The 16,532-nt window shown below is 71.1% G+C and carries 15 protein-coding genes and 1 pseudogene; 11 read left to right on the top strand and 5 right to left on the bottom strand.

The genetic code is table 11. From position 1 onward, the window contains the following. The first annotated feature begins 460 nt into the window (after positions 1-460). Positions 461-2,455, top strand: a complete 1,995-nt coding sequence (locus OG392_RS01475) for an MFS transporter (RefSeq protein ID WP_329274590.1) — start codon at positions 461-463, stop codon at positions 2,453-2,455. Between the two features lie 289 nt (positions 2,456-2,744). On the opposite strand, the gene OG392_RS01470 is transcribed toward OG392_RS01475, so the two are convergent. Continuing rightward, positions 2,745-3,176 carry a hypothetical protein gene (locus OG392_RS01470; RefSeq protein WP_329274588.1) on the bottom strand — a complete coding sequence of 144 codons (432 nt, stop codon included), beginning with the start codon at positions 3,174-3,176 and terminating at the stop codon, positions 2,745-2,747. Positions 3,177-3,325: 149 nt separating this feature from the next. On the opposite strand from OG392_RS01470, the gene OG392_RS01465 reads away from it, so the two are divergent. The 3 genes from OG392_RS01465 (at position 3,326) to OG392_RS01455 (ending at position 5,246) form a co-directional block, all read left to right on the top strand. After that, complete coding sequence (locus tag OG392_RS01465) at positions 3,326-3,682, top strand: PRC-barrel domain-containing protein (protein WP_329274585.1); 357 nt, start codon at positions 3,326-3,328, stop codon at positions 3,680-3,682. Positions 3,683-3,926: 244 nt separating this feature from the next. Beyond that, positions 3,927-4,364, top strand: a complete 438-nt coding sequence (locus OG392_RS01460) for a glutaredoxin domain-containing protein (RefSeq protein ID WP_329274584.1) — start codon at positions 3,927-3,929, stop codon at positions 4,362-4,364. 315 nt (positions 4,365-4,679) lie between these two features. Further along, positions 4,680-5,246, top strand: coding sequence for a hypothetical protein (locus OG392_RS01455; RefSeq protein WP_329274582.1), 567 nt, complete (start codon positions 4,680-4,682; stop codon positions 5,244-5,246). Positions 5,247-5,303: 57 nt separating this feature from the next. Here the strand turns inward: OG392_RS01455 and OG392_RS01450 are convergent, their stop codons facing one another. Then, positions 5,304-5,531 (bottom strand): hypothetical protein, encoded by a 228-nt coding sequence (locus OG392_RS01450; RefSeq protein WP_329287684.1) that lies wholly within the window; start codon positions 5,529-5,531, stop codon positions 5,304-5,306. A 35-nt stretch (positions 5,532-5,566) separates the two neighbouring features. Continuing rightward, positions 5,567-5,791: pseudogene (locus tag OG392_RS01445) on the bottom strand (WD40 repeat domain-containing protein); the annotation flags it as partial. A gap of 56 nt (positions 5,792-5,847) precedes the next feature. On the opposite strand from OG392_RS01445, the gene OG392_RS01440 reads away from it, so the two are divergent. Further along, positions 5,848-6,183 carry an immunity 53 family protein gene (locus tag OG392_RS01440; protein ID WP_329274579.1) on the top strand — a complete coding sequence of 112 codons (336 nt, stop codon included), beginning with the start codon at positions 5,848-5,850 and terminating at the stop codon, positions 6,181-6,183. A gap of 203 nt (positions 6,184-6,386) precedes the next feature. Here the strand turns inward: OG392_RS01440 and OG392_RS01430 are convergent, their stop codons facing one another. Continuing rightward, positions 6,387-7,505, bottom strand: coding sequence for a PI-PLC domain-containing protein (locus tag OG392_RS01430; RefSeq protein ID WP_329274577.1), 1,119 nt, complete (start codon positions 7,503-7,505; stop codon positions 6,387-6,389). A gap of 501 nt (positions 7,506-8,006) precedes the next feature. On the opposite strand from OG392_RS01430, the gene OG392_RS01425 reads away from it, so the two are divergent. Beyond that, positions 8,007-8,327 (top strand): hypothetical protein, encoded by a 321-nt coding sequence (locus OG392_RS01425; protein ID WP_329274574.1) that lies wholly within the window; start codon positions 8,007-8,009, stop codon positions 8,325-8,327. A 36-nt stretch (positions 8,328-8,363) separates the two neighbouring features. Here OG392_RS01425 and OG392_RS01420 read toward each other — a convergent pair whose 3' ends face one another. Beyond that, on the bottom strand, positions 8,364-9,002 hold the full coding sequence (locus OG392_RS01420; protein ID WP_329274571.1) for a TetR/AcrR family transcriptional regulator: 639 nt from the start codon (positions 9,000-9,002) through the stop codon (positions 8,364-8,366). A gap of 65 nt (positions 9,003-9,067) precedes the next feature. Between OG392_RS01420 and OG392_RS01415 the strand changes: the two genes are divergently transcribed. The 5 genes from OG392_RS01415 (at position 9,068) to xdhB (ending at position 16,532) form a co-directional block, all read left to right on the top strand. After that, on the top strand, positions 9,068-10,678 hold the full coding sequence (locus tag OG392_RS01415) for an FAD-binding oxidoreductase (RefSeq protein ID WP_329274569.1): 1,611 nt from the start codon (positions 9,068-9,070) through the stop codon (positions 10,676-10,678). 390 nt (positions 10,679-11,068) lie between these two features. Next, positions 11,069-11,488: a hypothetical protein gene (locus tag OG392_RS01410; RefSeq protein WP_329274567.1), complete on the top strand. Its 420-nt coding sequence runs from the start codon at positions 11,069-11,071 to the stop codon at positions 11,486-11,488. A gap of 111 nt (positions 11,489-11,599) precedes the next feature. Next, positions 11,600-12,202: a GNAT family N-acetyltransferase gene (locus tag OG392_RS01405; RefSeq protein WP_329274565.1), complete on the top strand. Its 603-nt coding sequence runs from the start codon at positions 11,600-11,602 to the stop codon at positions 12,200-12,202. A 383-nt stretch (positions 12,203-12,585) separates the two neighbouring features. Then, positions 12,586-14,109 (top strand): xanthine dehydrogenase small subunit, encoded by a 1,524-nt coding sequence (locus OG392_RS01400; protein ID WP_329274563.1) that lies wholly within the window; start codon positions 12,586-12,588, stop codon positions 14,107-14,109. After that, positions 14,106-16,532, top strand: a complete 2,427-nt coding sequence (xdhB, locus tag OG392_RS01395) for a xanthine dehydrogenase molybdopterin binding subunit (protein WP_329274560.1) — start codon at positions 14,106-14,108, stop codon at positions 16,530-16,532. The genes OG392_RS01400 and xdhB overlap by 4 nt, the downstream gene beginning before the upstream one ends.

Here is a 16,532-nt window from a genome sequence, read left to right as displayed (position 1 = left end):
CCGGTCAGGAGGGAGGCCAGCCCCACCCCGGAAGCGGGGAATCCCCCTGCACAGGGTTGGCCGGATCGAGTACTGACGAGTGCTCGGCTTGCTGCGCACCCCATCTGCTCGGCTTCCTGCGCACCCCATCACCAGCGATTCGCCGAGTCGCGTCGCAACGCCGGGCCGGTCATCGCTGGAAGCAGAGGACCATCGGCGCACGGCCTCAGGAAGCTCCGAGAGCCGGTCATCCGCCGGTTCGAGCGTCGCGTGGCCAAGGGTGCCGACCCGCCCTGTCGGGTCGCGGTCGCCTGTAGGCCCAATCCCTGCCGGTGCGCAGGCAGTTGCTCTACCTTGGGATCTTCGCGACCTTTCCAGGGGGATCACCGCATGGGCCACGCCGCAAAGTCCGTCACTCCGCAGATCGGCGCCCTGGCGTACGGCGGCGGTCCCGCGCACGTGAGGGGCTGAATTCTCCACCGTGGAACAGCTGACGGGGGAGGACCCCGCATACATCGGGCCGTACCGACTGATCGCCCGCCTCGGTGCGGGTGGCATGGGCCTGGTCTACCTGGGCCGCTCCGACGTCGGTCGTACGGTCGCCGTCAAGGTCGTCCAGGCCGAACACGCCCAACACCCCGAGTTCCGACGCCGGTTCGCCCGCGAGGTCGCTGCGGCCAGACGGGTCGGGGGTGACTGGACCGCGGATGTCCTGGACGCCGACACCGAGGCCGTCGTGCCGTGGGTGGCGACCCAGTACATCCCCGGGCCCGACCTGAGCACCGTCGTGGCTCAGGACTTCGGGCCCCTGCCGGAGCGGTCGGTCCGACTCCTCGCCAACCGCCTCGCGCTCGCCCTGCGAGCCGTGCACGAGGCGGGACTGATCCACCGTGACCTCAAGCCGTCCAATGTCCTGGTCACCGTGGACGGCCCACGCGTCATCGACTTCGGCATCGCGCGGGCCATGGACAGCCTGGCCGGAGACAGCCTGCACACCCGCACCGGCATGCTGATCGGTTCACCCGGTTTCATGTCGCCTGAGCAGGTGCGCGGCCTCGAACTCACCCCGGCCTCGGACGTGTTCTGCCTGGGTGCGCTCCTCGTCTACGCAGCCACGGGGCGGCTGCTGTTCGGCGCTACGGAGACAGGCCTGAACGCCCACCTCTTCCGGATCGCCGAGGAAGAGGCGGACCTGACGGGCGTACCGGATACGCTCGTCGAGCTCGTACGCGCCTGTCTCGACAAGGACCCGGTCAAGCGGCCCACTCCTCAGGAGGTCGCCGAACGCACGGAGCCGGATCAGGCCGGCGAGTGGCTGCCGGGCGCCGTGCTGGCTCAACTCGGGCGTCGTGCGGCCCATCTGCTGGACTACGCCCCCGTTCTGCCCGCCGGCCGGCCCGCCGTCGTGCCGGACCCGCGAGGCCGGCCCGCCCAGCCGCTGCCCCCGCGGCCCGCCTACACCCCGACGGCCTCCGCGCACTCCGGTTCCGGGCCCGGCTTCGGTGCGCCGCAGACACCGGGAGGTGCGCCGCAGGCACCGGGCACACCTCCCGGGGCTTGGGGCGCACCCACAGCCGCGGCCCGGCCCACGGATCCGAGCGTGCCTCTTCCTCGGCGCCGGCGGGGACTGGTGATGGTCGCCCTGGCACAGTTCGCCGTTCTGTTCGACGCTGCGTCCTTCACCGCGGCGATGTGGATGGGTGGTTACATCGACCTCGGGTTCGGCCCGAGAATGAAGGTGACTTCCACGGTCTACCTGGAGTTGCTGCCCAGCCTCTATGTGCTCGCCTTCGTCGTGACGTTGTTGTTCGGCGGCCTCCTCGCGGACCGCGTGGGCCGCAAGAGGACCCTGATGACCGGCCTGGTGGGATTCGTGGTGGCCGCCGTGGTCGTCGTGACGGCACCTTCCTACGACGTGGTCATCGTGGCCCGCGTGGTTCAAGGCGTCTTCGCCGCACTGGTCTCCTTGTCCGCGCCCCTCCTCGTATCCGCGTCCTTCACGGACCGGGAAGAGCGACGCAAGGCTTTCGGGATCCATGTGATGGTCGCGGGCAGCGGCCCGGCGCTCGGCCTGCTCGCGGGCTGGTTGCTCCTCGACAGCCTGGCCTGGAGGGTGTGCGTGCTCGTCGTGGTCCCCCTCGCGCTGGTCGCCGTGGTCGGTACGGCGACCCAGGTGCGCGACAGGACGGTCCGCCTCGGTGCGCCGTTCGACGTGCCCGGCGTGCTGCTCGGCTTCGGCGCGATCGCGGCCGTCGGCGGGGCTGTTCCGTACTTCACGAACCAGGAGGTCGTCCTGCCTCTGGCCTCCGGCATCCTGATGGCGGCTTTCGTGTGGTGGCAGACCAGGACGGCCGGCGTGCTCGCCCCTCTGCCCGGGGGCGAAGCCCGGGCCCCTGCCGGGTACGTCATCGCGACGGCCCTGGTCGGCATCGGCGTCGGCTTCCTGGTCGCGACGACGGGACACGGGTACTACTGACGGGGACCACGGCCCCGGCGTCCGGCTGCGGACACTGGCCGAAGTGATCGGCCACTCCGGCGCAGTGGGCGGACCGGCATCGTCGACGGCGCCGGGATCCGGGGCACCGAGATCCGGGTCCGCCGTCCGGCCGCCGGCCGCCGGGCGCCAGACGCCCCGCATCGGGCCGGGTCGGCCACGTGTCCGGCCCCCTCGCGTGTCCGCGCCGACAAGGTGTACGCCTCCGCGGAGACCGCGCGCGATCGTCCTCGTCGCGGCCGTCGACGGGTGGCTTGATCGGTACCTGTCGCTAGAGCGCGTGGTCCTGCGCCAGCTCCTCCCAGCGAATGCTGCGCAGTCCAAGGTCGGCGTCCTCGCCCGACGGGACATCCAGGGTGGTCTGGAACCAGACCACGATGAGAGCGGAACGGTGCAGTACCGGGTCGAGTTCAGAGGCGACCGCTGTCGAGCGGAGGGCCCCGATGCAGGCCACGGCAGGAAGTACCTCAACGGGGCCGAAGGCGCCGGGGGTCTGGTCCGGGTACTCGCGGGAGGGGGGAACCAGGTGAACCGGCCTGGAGGGAAACGCAAGCTCAGCCTGCCGCTGGAGGCCCCCGACCCTCATGTCATTGATGATCTTGCACGGGTAGCCCTCCAGCATCCCTCCATAGCTCGAAGACATGCGCAGTTCGGTGAGTTCGATCGAACGTCCAGAGGAGAGGGTTATGCGGCTCAGCGTCATGCCAACACCCTATGGGCAAGATTCACTTCCGGTACCCGGCCGAGGACCGGGCCGGTCCGCCGGGTGGTGAGCACGGATGGCCCGGGGCAGTGTGGGAGGTACCGCAGCCGTAGGGCTCCGGCTCCGCGTTCGGACGGAGGACGCCCCCGATGATTCAGTCAGCCGACATCCGTGAGTGGCGCATGCAGGACGTGGTCGACCCTGACGGCCACAAGATCGGCACCCTGGAGGCGATCTACGTGGACACGAGCACGGACGAGCCCGCCATGGCGACCGTGGAGGTCGGGCTGCCGACCCGCCGTCGCCTGGTCTTCGTCCCGCTCGACGGCGCCGTCGTGGGGCCTGCCTACGTTCGGGTCGCCTACGGGAAGGCGCTCGTCAAGGACTGCCCGGCCATGGGTACGGACGACGTCCTTCCCGCGGAGGAGGAGCCCGCGGTGTTCCATCACTACGGTCTGGCCTACCGGCCCGGCATCAACGGCGAGCGGCAGCTCGCACGCCGCTGACGCGCCTCCGAGCACGGTTCCGACCTTCCGCCCCTGGACTCGACCCCCGGCACCGCCGCCCGGGACCCCCGGCACCGCCGCCCGGGACCGGTCCCCGGTGCCGGCCTGCGAGGTGCGGCGGACCGGAAGGCCCGATCGTCGAGAGCGCATGCGTGCGGGGAGTAGCAGGTCGTAGACGCCCTGGACACGTCAGGAGGTCCACGGCGCCGCACGCGAGTCCCGGACGGTCGATAGCCTGCGTTTCATGATGCGTCTGTGGGTTTTGCCGATACTGCTCGCACTCTGCGGCTCGGCCATCGCGATCGGTCTGTTCCGTAACGAGAGGCCCGGCGAGGCAGTGGCACTGCTCGTGCTGTTCCTGTTGCTCGCTGTGATGAACTCCCCTCTGGTCTTTCCGAGGTCGATCGGCGCTGTGGAGGCACAGCGTCGCAGCGAGGAGGACGGCCGGCCGATCGTCTTCTGGAGGCCGGGCTGTGTGTTCTGCCTGCGCCTGCGCATCCGGCTGGGGCACAACGCCCGGCGGATGTACTGGGTGGACATCTGGCGTGATCCGGAAGGTGCGGCGGCCGTGCGGGCGGCCAACGACGGCAACGAGACGGTGCCGACCGTCGTCGTGGCGGGACGGCCGCACACCAACCCCGACCCCACCTGGGTACGGGAGCAACTGCGCCGTTCCGTGTGACCGGAGGCGGCGCCGCCCCACGCGCTGCGAGTGGCAGACCGCCGAGCGTCCGTGGCAGCGACCCCCACGGTCCCGGAGAAGAGCGACAGCCGGGGAGGCCGCCACGCGCGGTGGCGAACGCGGCCACCGCCCTGCAACCGCCACAGGGACAGGCCTCCGGATCTGGTTCCGAACGTGGTCTGCCAGACGGATCCGGCCGCTGACCCTGCCATTGGAGGGCTGTCTCGCCGGCCGCCTCGCCGAGCCGCCGTGCCAGGGTGGCGGTGTCACCGGTGTGTGGCCGGTGGGCGCTGCCCAGCTGGCTACCCTGACCGCATGTCACTTCATGTCGATCAATTGGCCGGGTACGTGGAGCGAGGACTTGACGCGGACCTGGCGCGCTGGTTCCCGGACGCGCCACCGGTCGTGATACCCGCCCCGACCCGCCCGGTCGAGCCGTTCCTCACCCGGCTCCCGCAGAGCGCCGCGACGGCGCTGGCCGCGTTCGACCGCAAGGCCCGCTCGGGGGTGATGCGGCAGTGCCTCGACGTCCACGACTGGTCGTACGCCTTCGACTTCGCCGCCAACGGCTGCGCCCTCCTGAACAGCGACTATGCCACGGAGCTGAGCGACGACGACGTGTGGTCGCTCGGCGCCGACGGCGGTGGCAACCTGTACGTGATGCGTACCGATGGCCGGGTCGCGGTGTGGTTCCACGAAGAGGAAGTCATCGAAGAGGGAACGGACTTCGACAACCTCGATGTCTTCGCGTGGTCCGCTGTGAGGTACCGGGCGGTCCGCGCGGGTGTCCTCGACCTCGCCACCGTCGAGGCCGACTTCCGCTCGCTCGCCCAGCCGGGCGTCCTGGCCCCCGAGATCGGCCTGCTCGCCTCCATGTCCTGAGGCCCACGTGGCAGAGCGCCGGTGCGGTGTCAGCGGTGGGAAGGCAGCGGCGCGTGGTCAGCCGGAGGAATGTGTGGCGGTGGGTGTGTGGAGGTACCCGGGCGGGTTGCCGGGGGAGAACGGCCACAGCCGTACCGAGTTGTTGTCGCCGGCCGTGGCCAGTCGTTCCCAGTCGGCGCTGAGGGCCACCGGCACGGAGCCCGGTCCTTCGGCGACCTCTGCCTCGCCGGTGACGGATCGGGTCTTGGTGGACCAGAGGAACAGCCGCCCGACCCCGGCTCCCACACCCTGAGTCCGCCGTCCTCGTCGCCGATGGCGAGGGCCTTTCCGTCGGGGCTGAACGCGAGGGCCGTCACTGCCTCCCAGTCGCCGCCCACCGTGCCGGCGAGGGCGCCGGTGGCGGCGTTCCAGAGCAGGACTTCGCCGTCGCCGTTGGTCGCGATGGTCTTGCCGTCCGGGCGGAGTCGGCTCCTTCGATCGCACGGGACACGTACACGGCGTACCCGGAGCGGTGACCGACGAGGTTCACCGGCGCCTCGGTCCATCGGCGCTTGGGTTCCCCATCACTTCGGCTCTCCGGCAGTTCTCATAGCCTGCGTCCATGGCTGAATCCGAGAACGTCCTCGACTGGTTGCAGAGCTGGTACGGCTCACAATGCGATGGTGACTGGGAGCACGAGTGGGGTGTGGCGATCGACACCCTCGACAACCCGGGCTGGACCGTCAAGATCGATCTTGCGGGTACGGACCTGGCGGACCGGGAGTACCCCCAGCGGCGGGTCATGCGGAGTGAGCATGACTGGGTGGTGGTCCGGACGTCGGAGAAGGCGTTCCACATCGCTTGTGGCCCCGGCAATCTGACCGAGGCCCTCACGCTGTTCAGAGCTTGGGCGACGGCGAGTGCCGGTGCCGTGACCGGAGAATCCGCCACGCCGTGAGAGGGGGTCGGCTGCCCCGACGGGCGCTCTTCTCCACGCAACCGGGGGCTCCTTCCAGGGACTCGTGCGCTGGAAGGAGCCCCGCGACGGGCCAGGAAGCACCGCGGGGCCTCACGGCCGATCCGGACGGGCCGGGCGACGCCGCGTCGCGGGTGACCGGCGAGCTTGTGGATCGACCAGCGGGCATCAGGCGGCGGGGGAGATCAGTTGCCGGCGTTGAGTTCCGCGACGATCGAGGCCGGCGTCTGGCCGCTTCCGTCGGAGATCCGGTGGAAGTCGACCGACACGAAGTTCGGGTCGCGGCCACCTGCCGCCGGGCGGCACTGCTGGTTGACGCGGTCCCGCAGTTTGGCCCCGTTGTCGAGGGCCGCGTTGATGACCGTGGGGACGTTCCGGTGGTGGCTCATGGTGAACAGCCGCCGGAAGCCCGGTTCCTGCCGGTCCAGGGGTACGTCGGACCACCGGGTCACACAGGAGACGTCGTTGCCGAGGTCACCGAGGCTCCAGAAGTTGCTGACGGTCCAGGCCCTGTCGTACATGACCCCCAGGTGCTCACGGTCAGGAGAGTCGCTGAAGATCAGCAGACGCTTCCCGGAGCTCACGAGATCGGTCATCCTCGGCCACCCCTGCCGGCGGACGTTCCACGCGTCCGGCCGGAAGAGCAGTCGGTCGAGGCCTGACACCCGGCCGAGCGAGTTCCCCAGCTGCTGGGCGCTGACGTAGTCCTCCAGGAAGATGGTCACCACCTCCTGGGGGTTCGCCGCGAGGAAGTCCACCACGGTCTGCATGCTGCTCTGGAAGGACTGCCGGGGCAGCGCGTACGTGACCCCGGCGAAGGTCTTGCACTCGCCGTGGCAGAGGTAGACGTCGCTCGGGTAGCAGTCGCTGCCGAAGCTGATGACACAGAGCCAGTTGCTCCGCTCGTACCAGTGGGTGTCCAGGCTCAGACCACGCACGCCGTTCTCGAGCTGGTGGCGTATGGAATCGGACTGGGACACCGAACTCCACCGGGAGTCCTCGTAGTTGGTGAACGCGTTGTGGGTTCCGAGGAACGTGACCTGGTCGAGTCGCCGGTCGCCCCAGCGTGCCTGGGCCTGGGCCGCGGCGGCGCTGTTCTCCGACGCGGCGGCTGCGACCGATCGGGCGGGGTTGGGTGGCGCGGCACTGGCCAGGGACGGTGCCCCGAGAAGGCTCAGCAGGAGAAGGAGGACGAAGGAGAACCGGGCGGGTCTCGTCGTGGACGTGGTCCCGGCCGGGCGTGGTCCGGTCCGAGGGGGCGCGCCGAGGCGGACACCCCGAGGTGACATGTTCATGGTCGGCATGAGGGGGAGCGTAGCGCGCTGACGGGAGATTTCACCCTGTTCAGTCGGGTATTGGTAGATATGGCGCGTTGCCGTCGCATGCTGTCGTCATCGACGGGCAGGGGGTGCCCTTCGGCCCGTGCGGCACGGCGCTACTGAACTACCAGTCAGTCACATGCATGGTGTACCCGTGGCGCGGACGGGCGCAAGACTGCGGACACGCCTTGTGCCGCCAGGTGAAGCGGCGTTGCGGCCACGCTGCTGCGCGGTCTTCGATCAGCCTGGTGGAGGCCGTACATCACTGGTGCGCCGCCTTCGATCAGGCTTGGCCCCCTGGGCTGTTCGCCGTGAACACACCCTGGGATGGGGGCGGGTGGAGAGTGGGCAGGTGAGGTTCCGGTACGCCCCCGCATGGGCGGGGGGCGATCGGTGACCGGAGGGCGTGTCGCTCGGGCAACCCGCCGAAGGCTCTCGACGTCCCACTCCATGACGGACGGCTGCCGATCACATGGGAGAGAGCGCGTGGCGAAGAAGGACCGCACGACGAACGCGGCGGGAGAGAAGGACCGCGAGAAGTGGATGGCGCGTTTCCAGGTGCGGCTCGCCATGCAGCCGGGCGTCGACCGGGCGGTCGTGCTCCAGGCGGTCAAGGAGGTCACGGCGCACTGCGCGGAGACGGGAGAGCAGCCGCAGGCCGCCTTCGGGGACCCGGACGCCTACGCCGTGCGGACAGCCGAACGGTTGGTTCCGGAGGACCGGGCGGCGCAGGCGAAGCGGCGCGACAGCGGCGTCGCCGCCCTCGACTCGGTGCTCCGGCGGGTCAGGGACATCACCGGGATGTGACCGGCATCCTCCGGCCTTTCCCGCCCCGTCCTCCGGTCAGCTCGGGCGTGCAGGGTCGGCCGTGAGTGCGGCGGCGACGGTGAAGAGGCGGGCGCAGCGCCGGGTCATGGCCTCCGGGGTCTCCTCCGGATGCTTGACCCACCAACGGACGAGGGTGCCGACCAGGTCCGTCCACACGTGGCGGAGCGCGTCGGCGTCCATGGGGTCGGTGGAACCCGCGACGCGCAGCAGCTCGGTGGTGCCGTCGGCCGCGAGCGCGTCGATGGCCGCCCAGTAGCTCGCGGCCGTCCGGGCGGCCGCGCCGCCGGACGGCAGGGAACGGTCGTAGAGGACGAACCACGCCTCCCGATGCCCCTCCAGTGCGACGAAGATGCCGCCGAGCACCCGCAGGGGAGTGTGGGGGGTCGTGCCCCCCTCCTCGCCCATGGCCGTGCGGATCGTGTCGAGCAGGCCGTCCCCGACGGGCGTCACGCAGGCGACGTACAGGTCTTCCTTCGTGCCGAAGTACTGGTGCAGCAGCGTCTTGGTGACCCCGACGCGGTCTGCCACGGCGGCCAGGGAGGCGGCGGCGTAGCCGTGGGTTCCGAACTCCTCCGTGGCGGCTTCCAGCATCTGCTGCCGACGGACGTGCCGGGGGACGCCCTTGGTGCCGGCCTTCGAACGAGGGGTTGCCATGCGCAGATATTATCAGTAAGTAATTTACCCACTGGTAAATTCACTCGCGGCCCCTGGAGCCCCCCATGTCCGGCACGACGACGCAGCCGATCCCGTCCTCCCCCCTCCGGTCCTGGTGGGGCTGGGGGTGGGAGAGCGCTCACCCCGACGATGCCGAGTGCGTGGCGATGGGAGCCCTGCTGCCCGGAACCCTGGCCCGTCCGCTTCCCGTACCCCGTATCGCCGATCTGGGCATCGGGGCACCCGCCGTCCCGCCTCCCGCAAGCCTGGCGCCGCTGATCAGCACCGATCCGGGCGACCGCGCGGCCCACGCGATGGGCAAGGCGTACCGGGACATCGCGCGCGCCCTGCGCGGCCGTCCGGGCCGGATCCCCGACCTGGTCGCGTTCCCGACGGAGGAGAGGGAAGTGGGCGACCTCCTGGACTGGGCCGGCGAACACCGCGTCGCCGTCGTGCCCTTCGGCGGCGGATCCTCGGTGGTGGGCGGGGTCGAGTACCGGGGCGACCGCCATCGCGGGGTGCTCTCCCTCGACCTGACCAGGATGGACCGGGTGCTGGAGGTCGACTCCGAGGGGAGGGCAGCCCGCATCCAGGCAGGGACGCTCGGACCGAGCCTGGAGAACCAGCTGCGTCCCCACGGCCTGACGCTCCGGCACTTCCCGCAGAGCTTCGAGTTCTCCACCCTCGGCGGCTGGCTCGCGACCCGGGCCGGCGGCCACTACGCCACCGGCCGCACGCACATCGACGACTTCGTCCAGTCGCTGCGGGTGGTCACCCCCGCCGGCACCGCGGAGTCGTGGCGGCTGCCCGCCTCGGGCGCGGGCCCCTCGCCGGACCGGATGTTTCTCGGCTCGGAGGGCGCGCTCGGCATCATCACCGAGGCGTGGGTACGGCTCCAGGCCCGCCCGGTCCACAAGGCGTCCGCCTCCCTCGCCTTCGACGACCTCGGCGCCGCGATCGAGGCGGTCCGCGCCCTCGCGCAGTCCGACCTCGCCCCCGCCAACTGCCGACTGCTCGACTCAGGCGAGGCGGCACTGGCGGGTGCCGCGCGGGACGGCTCGGCCGTCCTCGTCCTGGGCTTCGAGTCCGCCGACGCCCCGGTCGACACCCGGCTCGCACAGGCCGTCGACCTGGCCCGCTCCCACGGGGGCCGACGCGAACCCTCCGAGGCCGGCACGGACGGTGCTCCCGCCGACGGGGCGGTGAACGCGTGGCGGTCGGCGTTCCTGCGGATGCCCTACCTCCGGGACGGCCTGGCGCGGATGGGAGCCGTCGCGGAGACCTTCGAGACGGCGGCCACCTGGGACCGTATCCCCGCCCTCATCGAGGACGTCCGCAGGACGGTCGACGAGGCGGCGCTCAAGATCTCGGGACACCCGGCCACCGTCAACTGCCGCCTCACGCATGTCTATCCCGATGGTGCGGCGCCCTACTTCACCGTGCTCGCCGCAGGCCGTCCGGGGGACGAGGTCGCCTTCTGGGACGAGCTGAAGGCGGTCGTGGGCGACGTGCTCCACCGCCACCGCGCCACCATCACCCACCACCACGCCGTCGGCCGCGACCACCGGCCGGGCTACGACCGCCAGCGCCCGGAGCCCTTCGCCCTCGCCCTGCGTGCGGCCAAGGGAGCCCTCGACCCGCACGGCATCCTCAACCCGGGGGTGCTGGTGGACTGAGGCGGCTTCGATTCGCGCGAAGGGGTGAGGCCACCCCGTACCGTCCGGCGTGTTGATACCTCCCCGCCCGCCCTCGGGAGATCCCTCCCCGCCCCCTCCCGAGGCCGCCCGCCCCGGCCACGTAGGGGCCGGGCCACCGGAGTCGACATCCGGCCGTCGGGGACCATCGGCGGCGTCCCTTCGCCATCCTGCCGTCAGGGACCACCGGTGGCCTCCTTCGGCGGTGGGGGAGTGCGGCGGGCGGCTGCGAGGCGTCGACCGGCGAGGGCGGGCTCCGCCAGGTGGCCTCCGCCGCCACGGCGAGGCGCCGGAGACCGCCGGGCCCGCCAGGTGGCCTCCGCCTCCGCCACGGCGAGGCGTCGGCGGCCGGATGGAGAGACAATGACTTCGATGATGACCGTGCTGATTGCAGGCCTGCCCGAGGGCGGCGAGTTGGAATCGGTGCGCGCCCGCGTGCACTCCAGCCCGCACTTCCGCATCGTCGCCCACGCCTACGAACCCCGGATCGCCCTGGCCCAGGCCCGGGTGCTGCTGCCCGACATCGCGGTGATCACCCGCCACCTGCCGCACCCCGAGGCCGACCTCGCCCGCTACCGTCTCCTGCGGGATCTTCGTGCCCTGGATCCGCCCACCGGGATCGTTCTCCGCAGGGACGCCGGGGAGCCGGAAGGGCCGCTGGGCCCGGGCGCCGAACCCGTGGACGGAGCGATCCACGAGATTCGCCGCGGCGAGCTCGACGCCCTGTGGGAAGCCCTGGTCACGATCGGCCGGCGCCGCGCCACCTGCGACACCGACCCGACGGGGCTCTGACGAGTAACCGTCGACCGGTCCGCGGTCGAAGGGGGACGGGAGGCGGGGGCCGCCGTACGGCGGCGCGGAAACATGGTGGTCCGGCCACCACTGCACCCATAGCATCCGCCCATGACCGAAGACATCAGGATTGCCGGTGGCGAGGAAGACGCAGAAGCCGTAAGGGAGCTCGCCTGGCGGGCCAGGTCCATCGGCCTCGCGGCACTCGACACGGACGACGCGGAACTCGTGCACAGCTGGCGATCCGACCCGGTGGTCGCCCACCAGATGGGCATCTGGCCACGCTCGCTCACCGCCGTGCGCGAGCGCATCGAGCGCGACATCGACGACGACGACCGCGACGACTTCCTCATCCTCCCTCCTGGCGGGACCCCTGTCGGTTACGTCGGGCTGACCAGCCAGAACATCGTCAACGGCACAGCCGAGGTCGAGCTGATGCTCGCGGCTCGGCATCGCGGGCACGGCCACGCCACGGCCGCCCTCGACGCTGTGGTGGACCTCGCCTTCGGGGAACTCCCGATGTACCGGCTCACGGCGGAGACCCACACCGACAACGCCCCCGCGCTCGCCGTCCTCACCAAGTCCGGCTTCACCCAAGAAGGGATCAGCCGGGCCGCCTGCCTCCACCGAGGTCGCCGGCACGACCTCGCCGTGTTCTCGCTGCTCCGCCCCGAGTGGGACGTTCTCGACCGCCCTCGTGCCTGGGACGCCTGACCGGGCGGACAGCTTGTTCCCCACCGGGCCGTGCTTGACCTGCTTGGCGCCAGCCGTTAGCTTGCGGTCAACGTTCACCCATGGCGACCGAGAGGAGGCGACCAGCGGATGTACACCTGCTCCGATCTGAGTCGCCTCGCCCACACCACGGTCTGGGTCCCGGGTCGTATCGCGCACGGCTGCTAGTACGCCCAGCGCGCCGTACCGCTGTGCCCCTCCGCGGCACATTCCTTCCTTGCCGACACCGCCCGGCCCCGGCACCTCGCTGTCGCGTGCCGTTTCGCGCCCGCTCCCGTCCCGTGGCGCTCCTGAGCACAGAAAGTTGCCCGAAAATTGGCGAACATGATGAATCGACCGATCTCGCACCGCATCGAAGGCCCGTCATGGTAGCCGTGCGGATCATCGTCAACGGGAAAGAAACGCCCCTCGCCCCCGCCGCTCCCCACACCACGGTGCTGGACTTCCTGCGTGACCGGGGCCTCACCGGCACCAAGGAAGGCTGCGCCGAGGGTGAATGCGGAGCCTGTTCCGTGCTGGTGGCCCGACCCGGGGTGCACAAGCCCACCGACTGGGTGGCGGTCAACGCCTGCCTGGTCCCTGCCGCGGCGCTCGACGGCCAGGAGCTGATCACCTCGGAGGGCCTCGCGACTGCGGGCCGGCCCGGCACGGCGCCCACCCTGCACCCGGTGCAGGAGGAGATGGCGGTCCGCGGCGGCTCCCAATGCGGCTACTGCACACCGGGGTTCGTCTGCAGCATGGCCGCCGAGTACTACCGCCCCGACCGCCGGGCGAAGGCGGAGCCGGACCCGGGCGGGACGACGGAGCACGCGGCCCGCGTAGACACCGCCGACCCGGCCCGCAGCCATCACCGCACCGACCACGAGCACGGTCCGAACGGCTTCGACCTGCACGCGCTGAGCGGAAACCTCTGCCGCTGCACCGGCTACCGCCCCATCCGCGACGCCGCTTTCGCCGTCGGCACGCCCAGCGCCGAGGACCCTCTCGGCCGGCGCCGAGAGCAGGCCCCGCCCGCGCCGGTCGCCACCGAGTACGTACGGGACGACAGCGCGTTCCTGCGCAGGGACACCCTGGCCGAGACGCTGCGGCTGCTGCGCGAGCGCCCCGAAGCGGTGGTCGTCGCCGGCTCCACCGACTGGGGCGTGGAGGTCAACATCCGCTCGCGCCGGGCCGGTTGCGTGGTGGCCGTCGACCGTCTGCCCGAACTGCGCGAGCTGAGGGCCGAGTCCGGCTCCATGGAGATCGGGGCGGCGCTGACGCTCACCGAGATCGAGCGTCGCCTCGACGGCGGTGTCCCTCTCCTCGCCGACCTCTTCCCGCAGTTCGCGTCCCGGCTCATCCGCAACGGCGCGACCCTGGGAGGCAACCTGGGCACCGGCTCCCCGATCGGAGACAGCCCGCCGGTACTGCTCGCGCTGGAGGCATCACTCGTGCTGGCCGACGCCGACGGCGAGCGCGAGGTACCCCTCGCGGACTACTTCACCGGCTACCGGCAGAGCGTCCGCCGCCCCGGCGAACTGATCCGAACAGTACGGATCCCGCTCCCGCTGTCGCCGGTCACCGCCTTCCACAAGATCGCCAAGCGACGCTTCGACGACATCTCCAGCGTCGCGGCCGCCTTCGCGTTCGACATCGAGGACGGGATCGTACGCAAGGCACGCATCGGCCTGGGCGGCGTGGCCGCCACCCCGATCCGCGCCCTCGCGACCGAGTCGGCCCTGGAGGGCGAGCCGTGGACGGTACGTACCGTCGAGGCCGCGGCCGAGGTGCTGCGGGTCGAGGGGACCCCCATGAACGATCACCGTGCCAGCGCCGACTACCGCTCCGCGATGCTCGGCCAGACCCTGCTGAAGACGTACGCGCAGACCACCGAGGCGGTGTCGGCATGAGCCATCTGTCCCAGCGTCCGGAGAAGCCGGTCGTCGGCGTCCCGATGCCGCACGAGAGTGCCGCGCTGCACGTCACCGGCGCCGCGCTCTACACCGACGACCTGGTCCACCGCACCAAGGACGTCCTGCACGCCTACCCGGTGCAGGTCATGAAGGCCCACGGCAGGATCACGGCGCTGCGCACCGAGTCCGCGCTCTCCGTGCCCGGCGTGGTCCGCGTTCTGACCGCTGCCGACGTGCCCGGTGTCAACGACGCCGGGATGAAGCACGACGAGCCGCTGTTCCCCGACACGGTCATGTTCCACGGTCATGCCGTCGCGTGGGTGCTCGGCGAGACCCTGGAGGCGGCCCGGCTCGGCGCCGCGGCCGTCGAGGTGGAACTGGACGAGCGGCCCTCGCTGGTCACACTGCGGGAGGCCATCGAGGCCGGCAGTTTTCACGGCGCCCGTCCCGAGATGCTGACCGGCGACGTCGACGCGGGCTTCGACGACTCCGCGCATGTGTTCGCGGGTGAGCTCCAGTTCTCCGATCAGGAGCACTTCTACCTGGAGACGCACGCCGCGCTGGCCCACATCGACGAGGCCGAGCAGGTGTTCGTCCAGAGCAGTACGCAGCATCCCTCCGAGACGCAGGAGATCGTCGCCCATGTGCTCGGGCTGCACAGCCACGAGGTGACGGTGCAGTGCCTCCGGATGGGCGGCGGCTTCGGCGGCAAGGAGATGCAGCCGCACGGGTTCGCGGCCGTCGCCGCGCTCGGCGCCAAGCTGACCGGGCGGCCGGTCCGGGTGCGGCTCAACCGGACGCAGGACCTGACCATGTCCGGCAAGCGCCACGGGTTCCACGCCCGGTGGAAGATCGGGTTCGACGCCGACGGCCGGATCCAGGCCCTGGAGGCCACCCTGACCGCGGACGGCGGCTGGAGCCTGGACCTGTCCGAGCCGGTGGTCGCCCGGGCGCTGTGCCACATCGACAACACCTACTGGATTCCGAACGCGCGCATCACCGGCCGCATCGCCCGGACCAACAAGGTCTCCAACACGGCCTTCCGCGGCTTCGGGGGACCGCAGGGCATGCTGGTGATCGAGGACATCATGGGCCGGTGCGCACCCCTGCTCGGCCTCGATCCGATGGAGCTGCGGGAGCGCAACTTCTACCGGCGGGGGCAGTCGACTCCGTACGGTCAGGAGGTCGTCCAGCCCGAGCGGATCGCCGCGGTCTGGCAGCAGGTCAAGGACGACGCGGGCATCGCGGACCGCAAGCGCGAGATCGCCGCCTTCAACGCCGCGCATCCGCACACCAAGCGGGCGCTCGCGATGACCGGTATCAAGTTCGGGATCTCCTTCAACCTCACTGCCTTCAACCAGGGCGGCGCGCTGGTGCTGATCTACAAGGACGGCTCGGTCCTGATCAACCACGGCGGCACCGAGATGGGACAGGGCCTCCACACCAAGATGCTCCAGGTGGCGGCGACCACGCTGGGCATCCCGCTCCACAAGGTGCGGCTGGCCCCGACGCGTACCGACAAGGTGCCCAACACCTCGGCCACGGCCGCGAGCGCGGGCACGGACCTCAACGGCGCCGCGGTGAAGAACGCCTGCGAGCAGCTGCGCGATCGGCTGCTCCTGGTGGCGGCCACCCGGCTGGGGTCGAACGCCTCGGACGTACGCATCGTCGAGGGTGTCGCCCGCACCCTGGGCAGCGACCAGGAGCTGGCCTGGGACGACCTCGTACGTACCGCGTACTTCCAGCGCGTACAGCTGTCGGCGGCCGGTTTCTACCGCACCGAAGGTCTGCACTGGGACGCGAAGGCGTTCCAGGGCTCGCCGTTCAAGTACTTCTCCCACGGCGCCGCCGCGGCCGAGGTCGAGGTGGACGGCTTCACCGGGGCGTACCGCATCCGGCGGGTGGACATCGTGCACGACGTCGGCGACAGCCTGTCCCCGATGATCGACATCGGTCAGGTCGAGGGCGGCTTCGTGCAGGGTGCGGGCTGGCTGACGCTCGAGGACATGCGGTGGGACGCCAGTGACGGTCCGTACCGCGGCAGGCTGCTGACGCAGGCCGCGAGCACCTACAAGCTGCCCAGCTTCTCGGAGATGCCCGAGGAGTTCCACGTCACGCTGCTGCAGAACGCCACCGAAGAGGGCGCCGTGTACGGGTCCAAGGCGGTGGGGGAGCCTCCGCTCATGCTGGCGTTCTCGGTACGGGAGGCGCTGCGGCAGGCCGCCGGCGCGTTCGGCCCGAGCGGGGCCGGCGTCGAGCTGGCGTCGCCCGCGACGCCCGAGGCGGTCTACTGGGCGATCCAGGCGGCCCGCCGGAACGACGCCGCGCGGAACGGTGACGCACCGCACGGCGGCACCCGCAACGGGCCCGCCGCCGACGGGCCGACCCGCACCGAGGCAGAAGCGCTGAGTGGTGCCTGA

Origin of the sequence: Streptomyces sp. NBC_00691 (genome assembly GCF_036226665.1) — a bacterium.
Taxonomy (GTDB): Bacteria; Actinomycetota; Actinomycetes; order Streptomycetales; family Streptomycetaceae; genus Streptomyces.
This window is presented reverse-complemented; position numbering and strand designations above follow the sequence as displayed.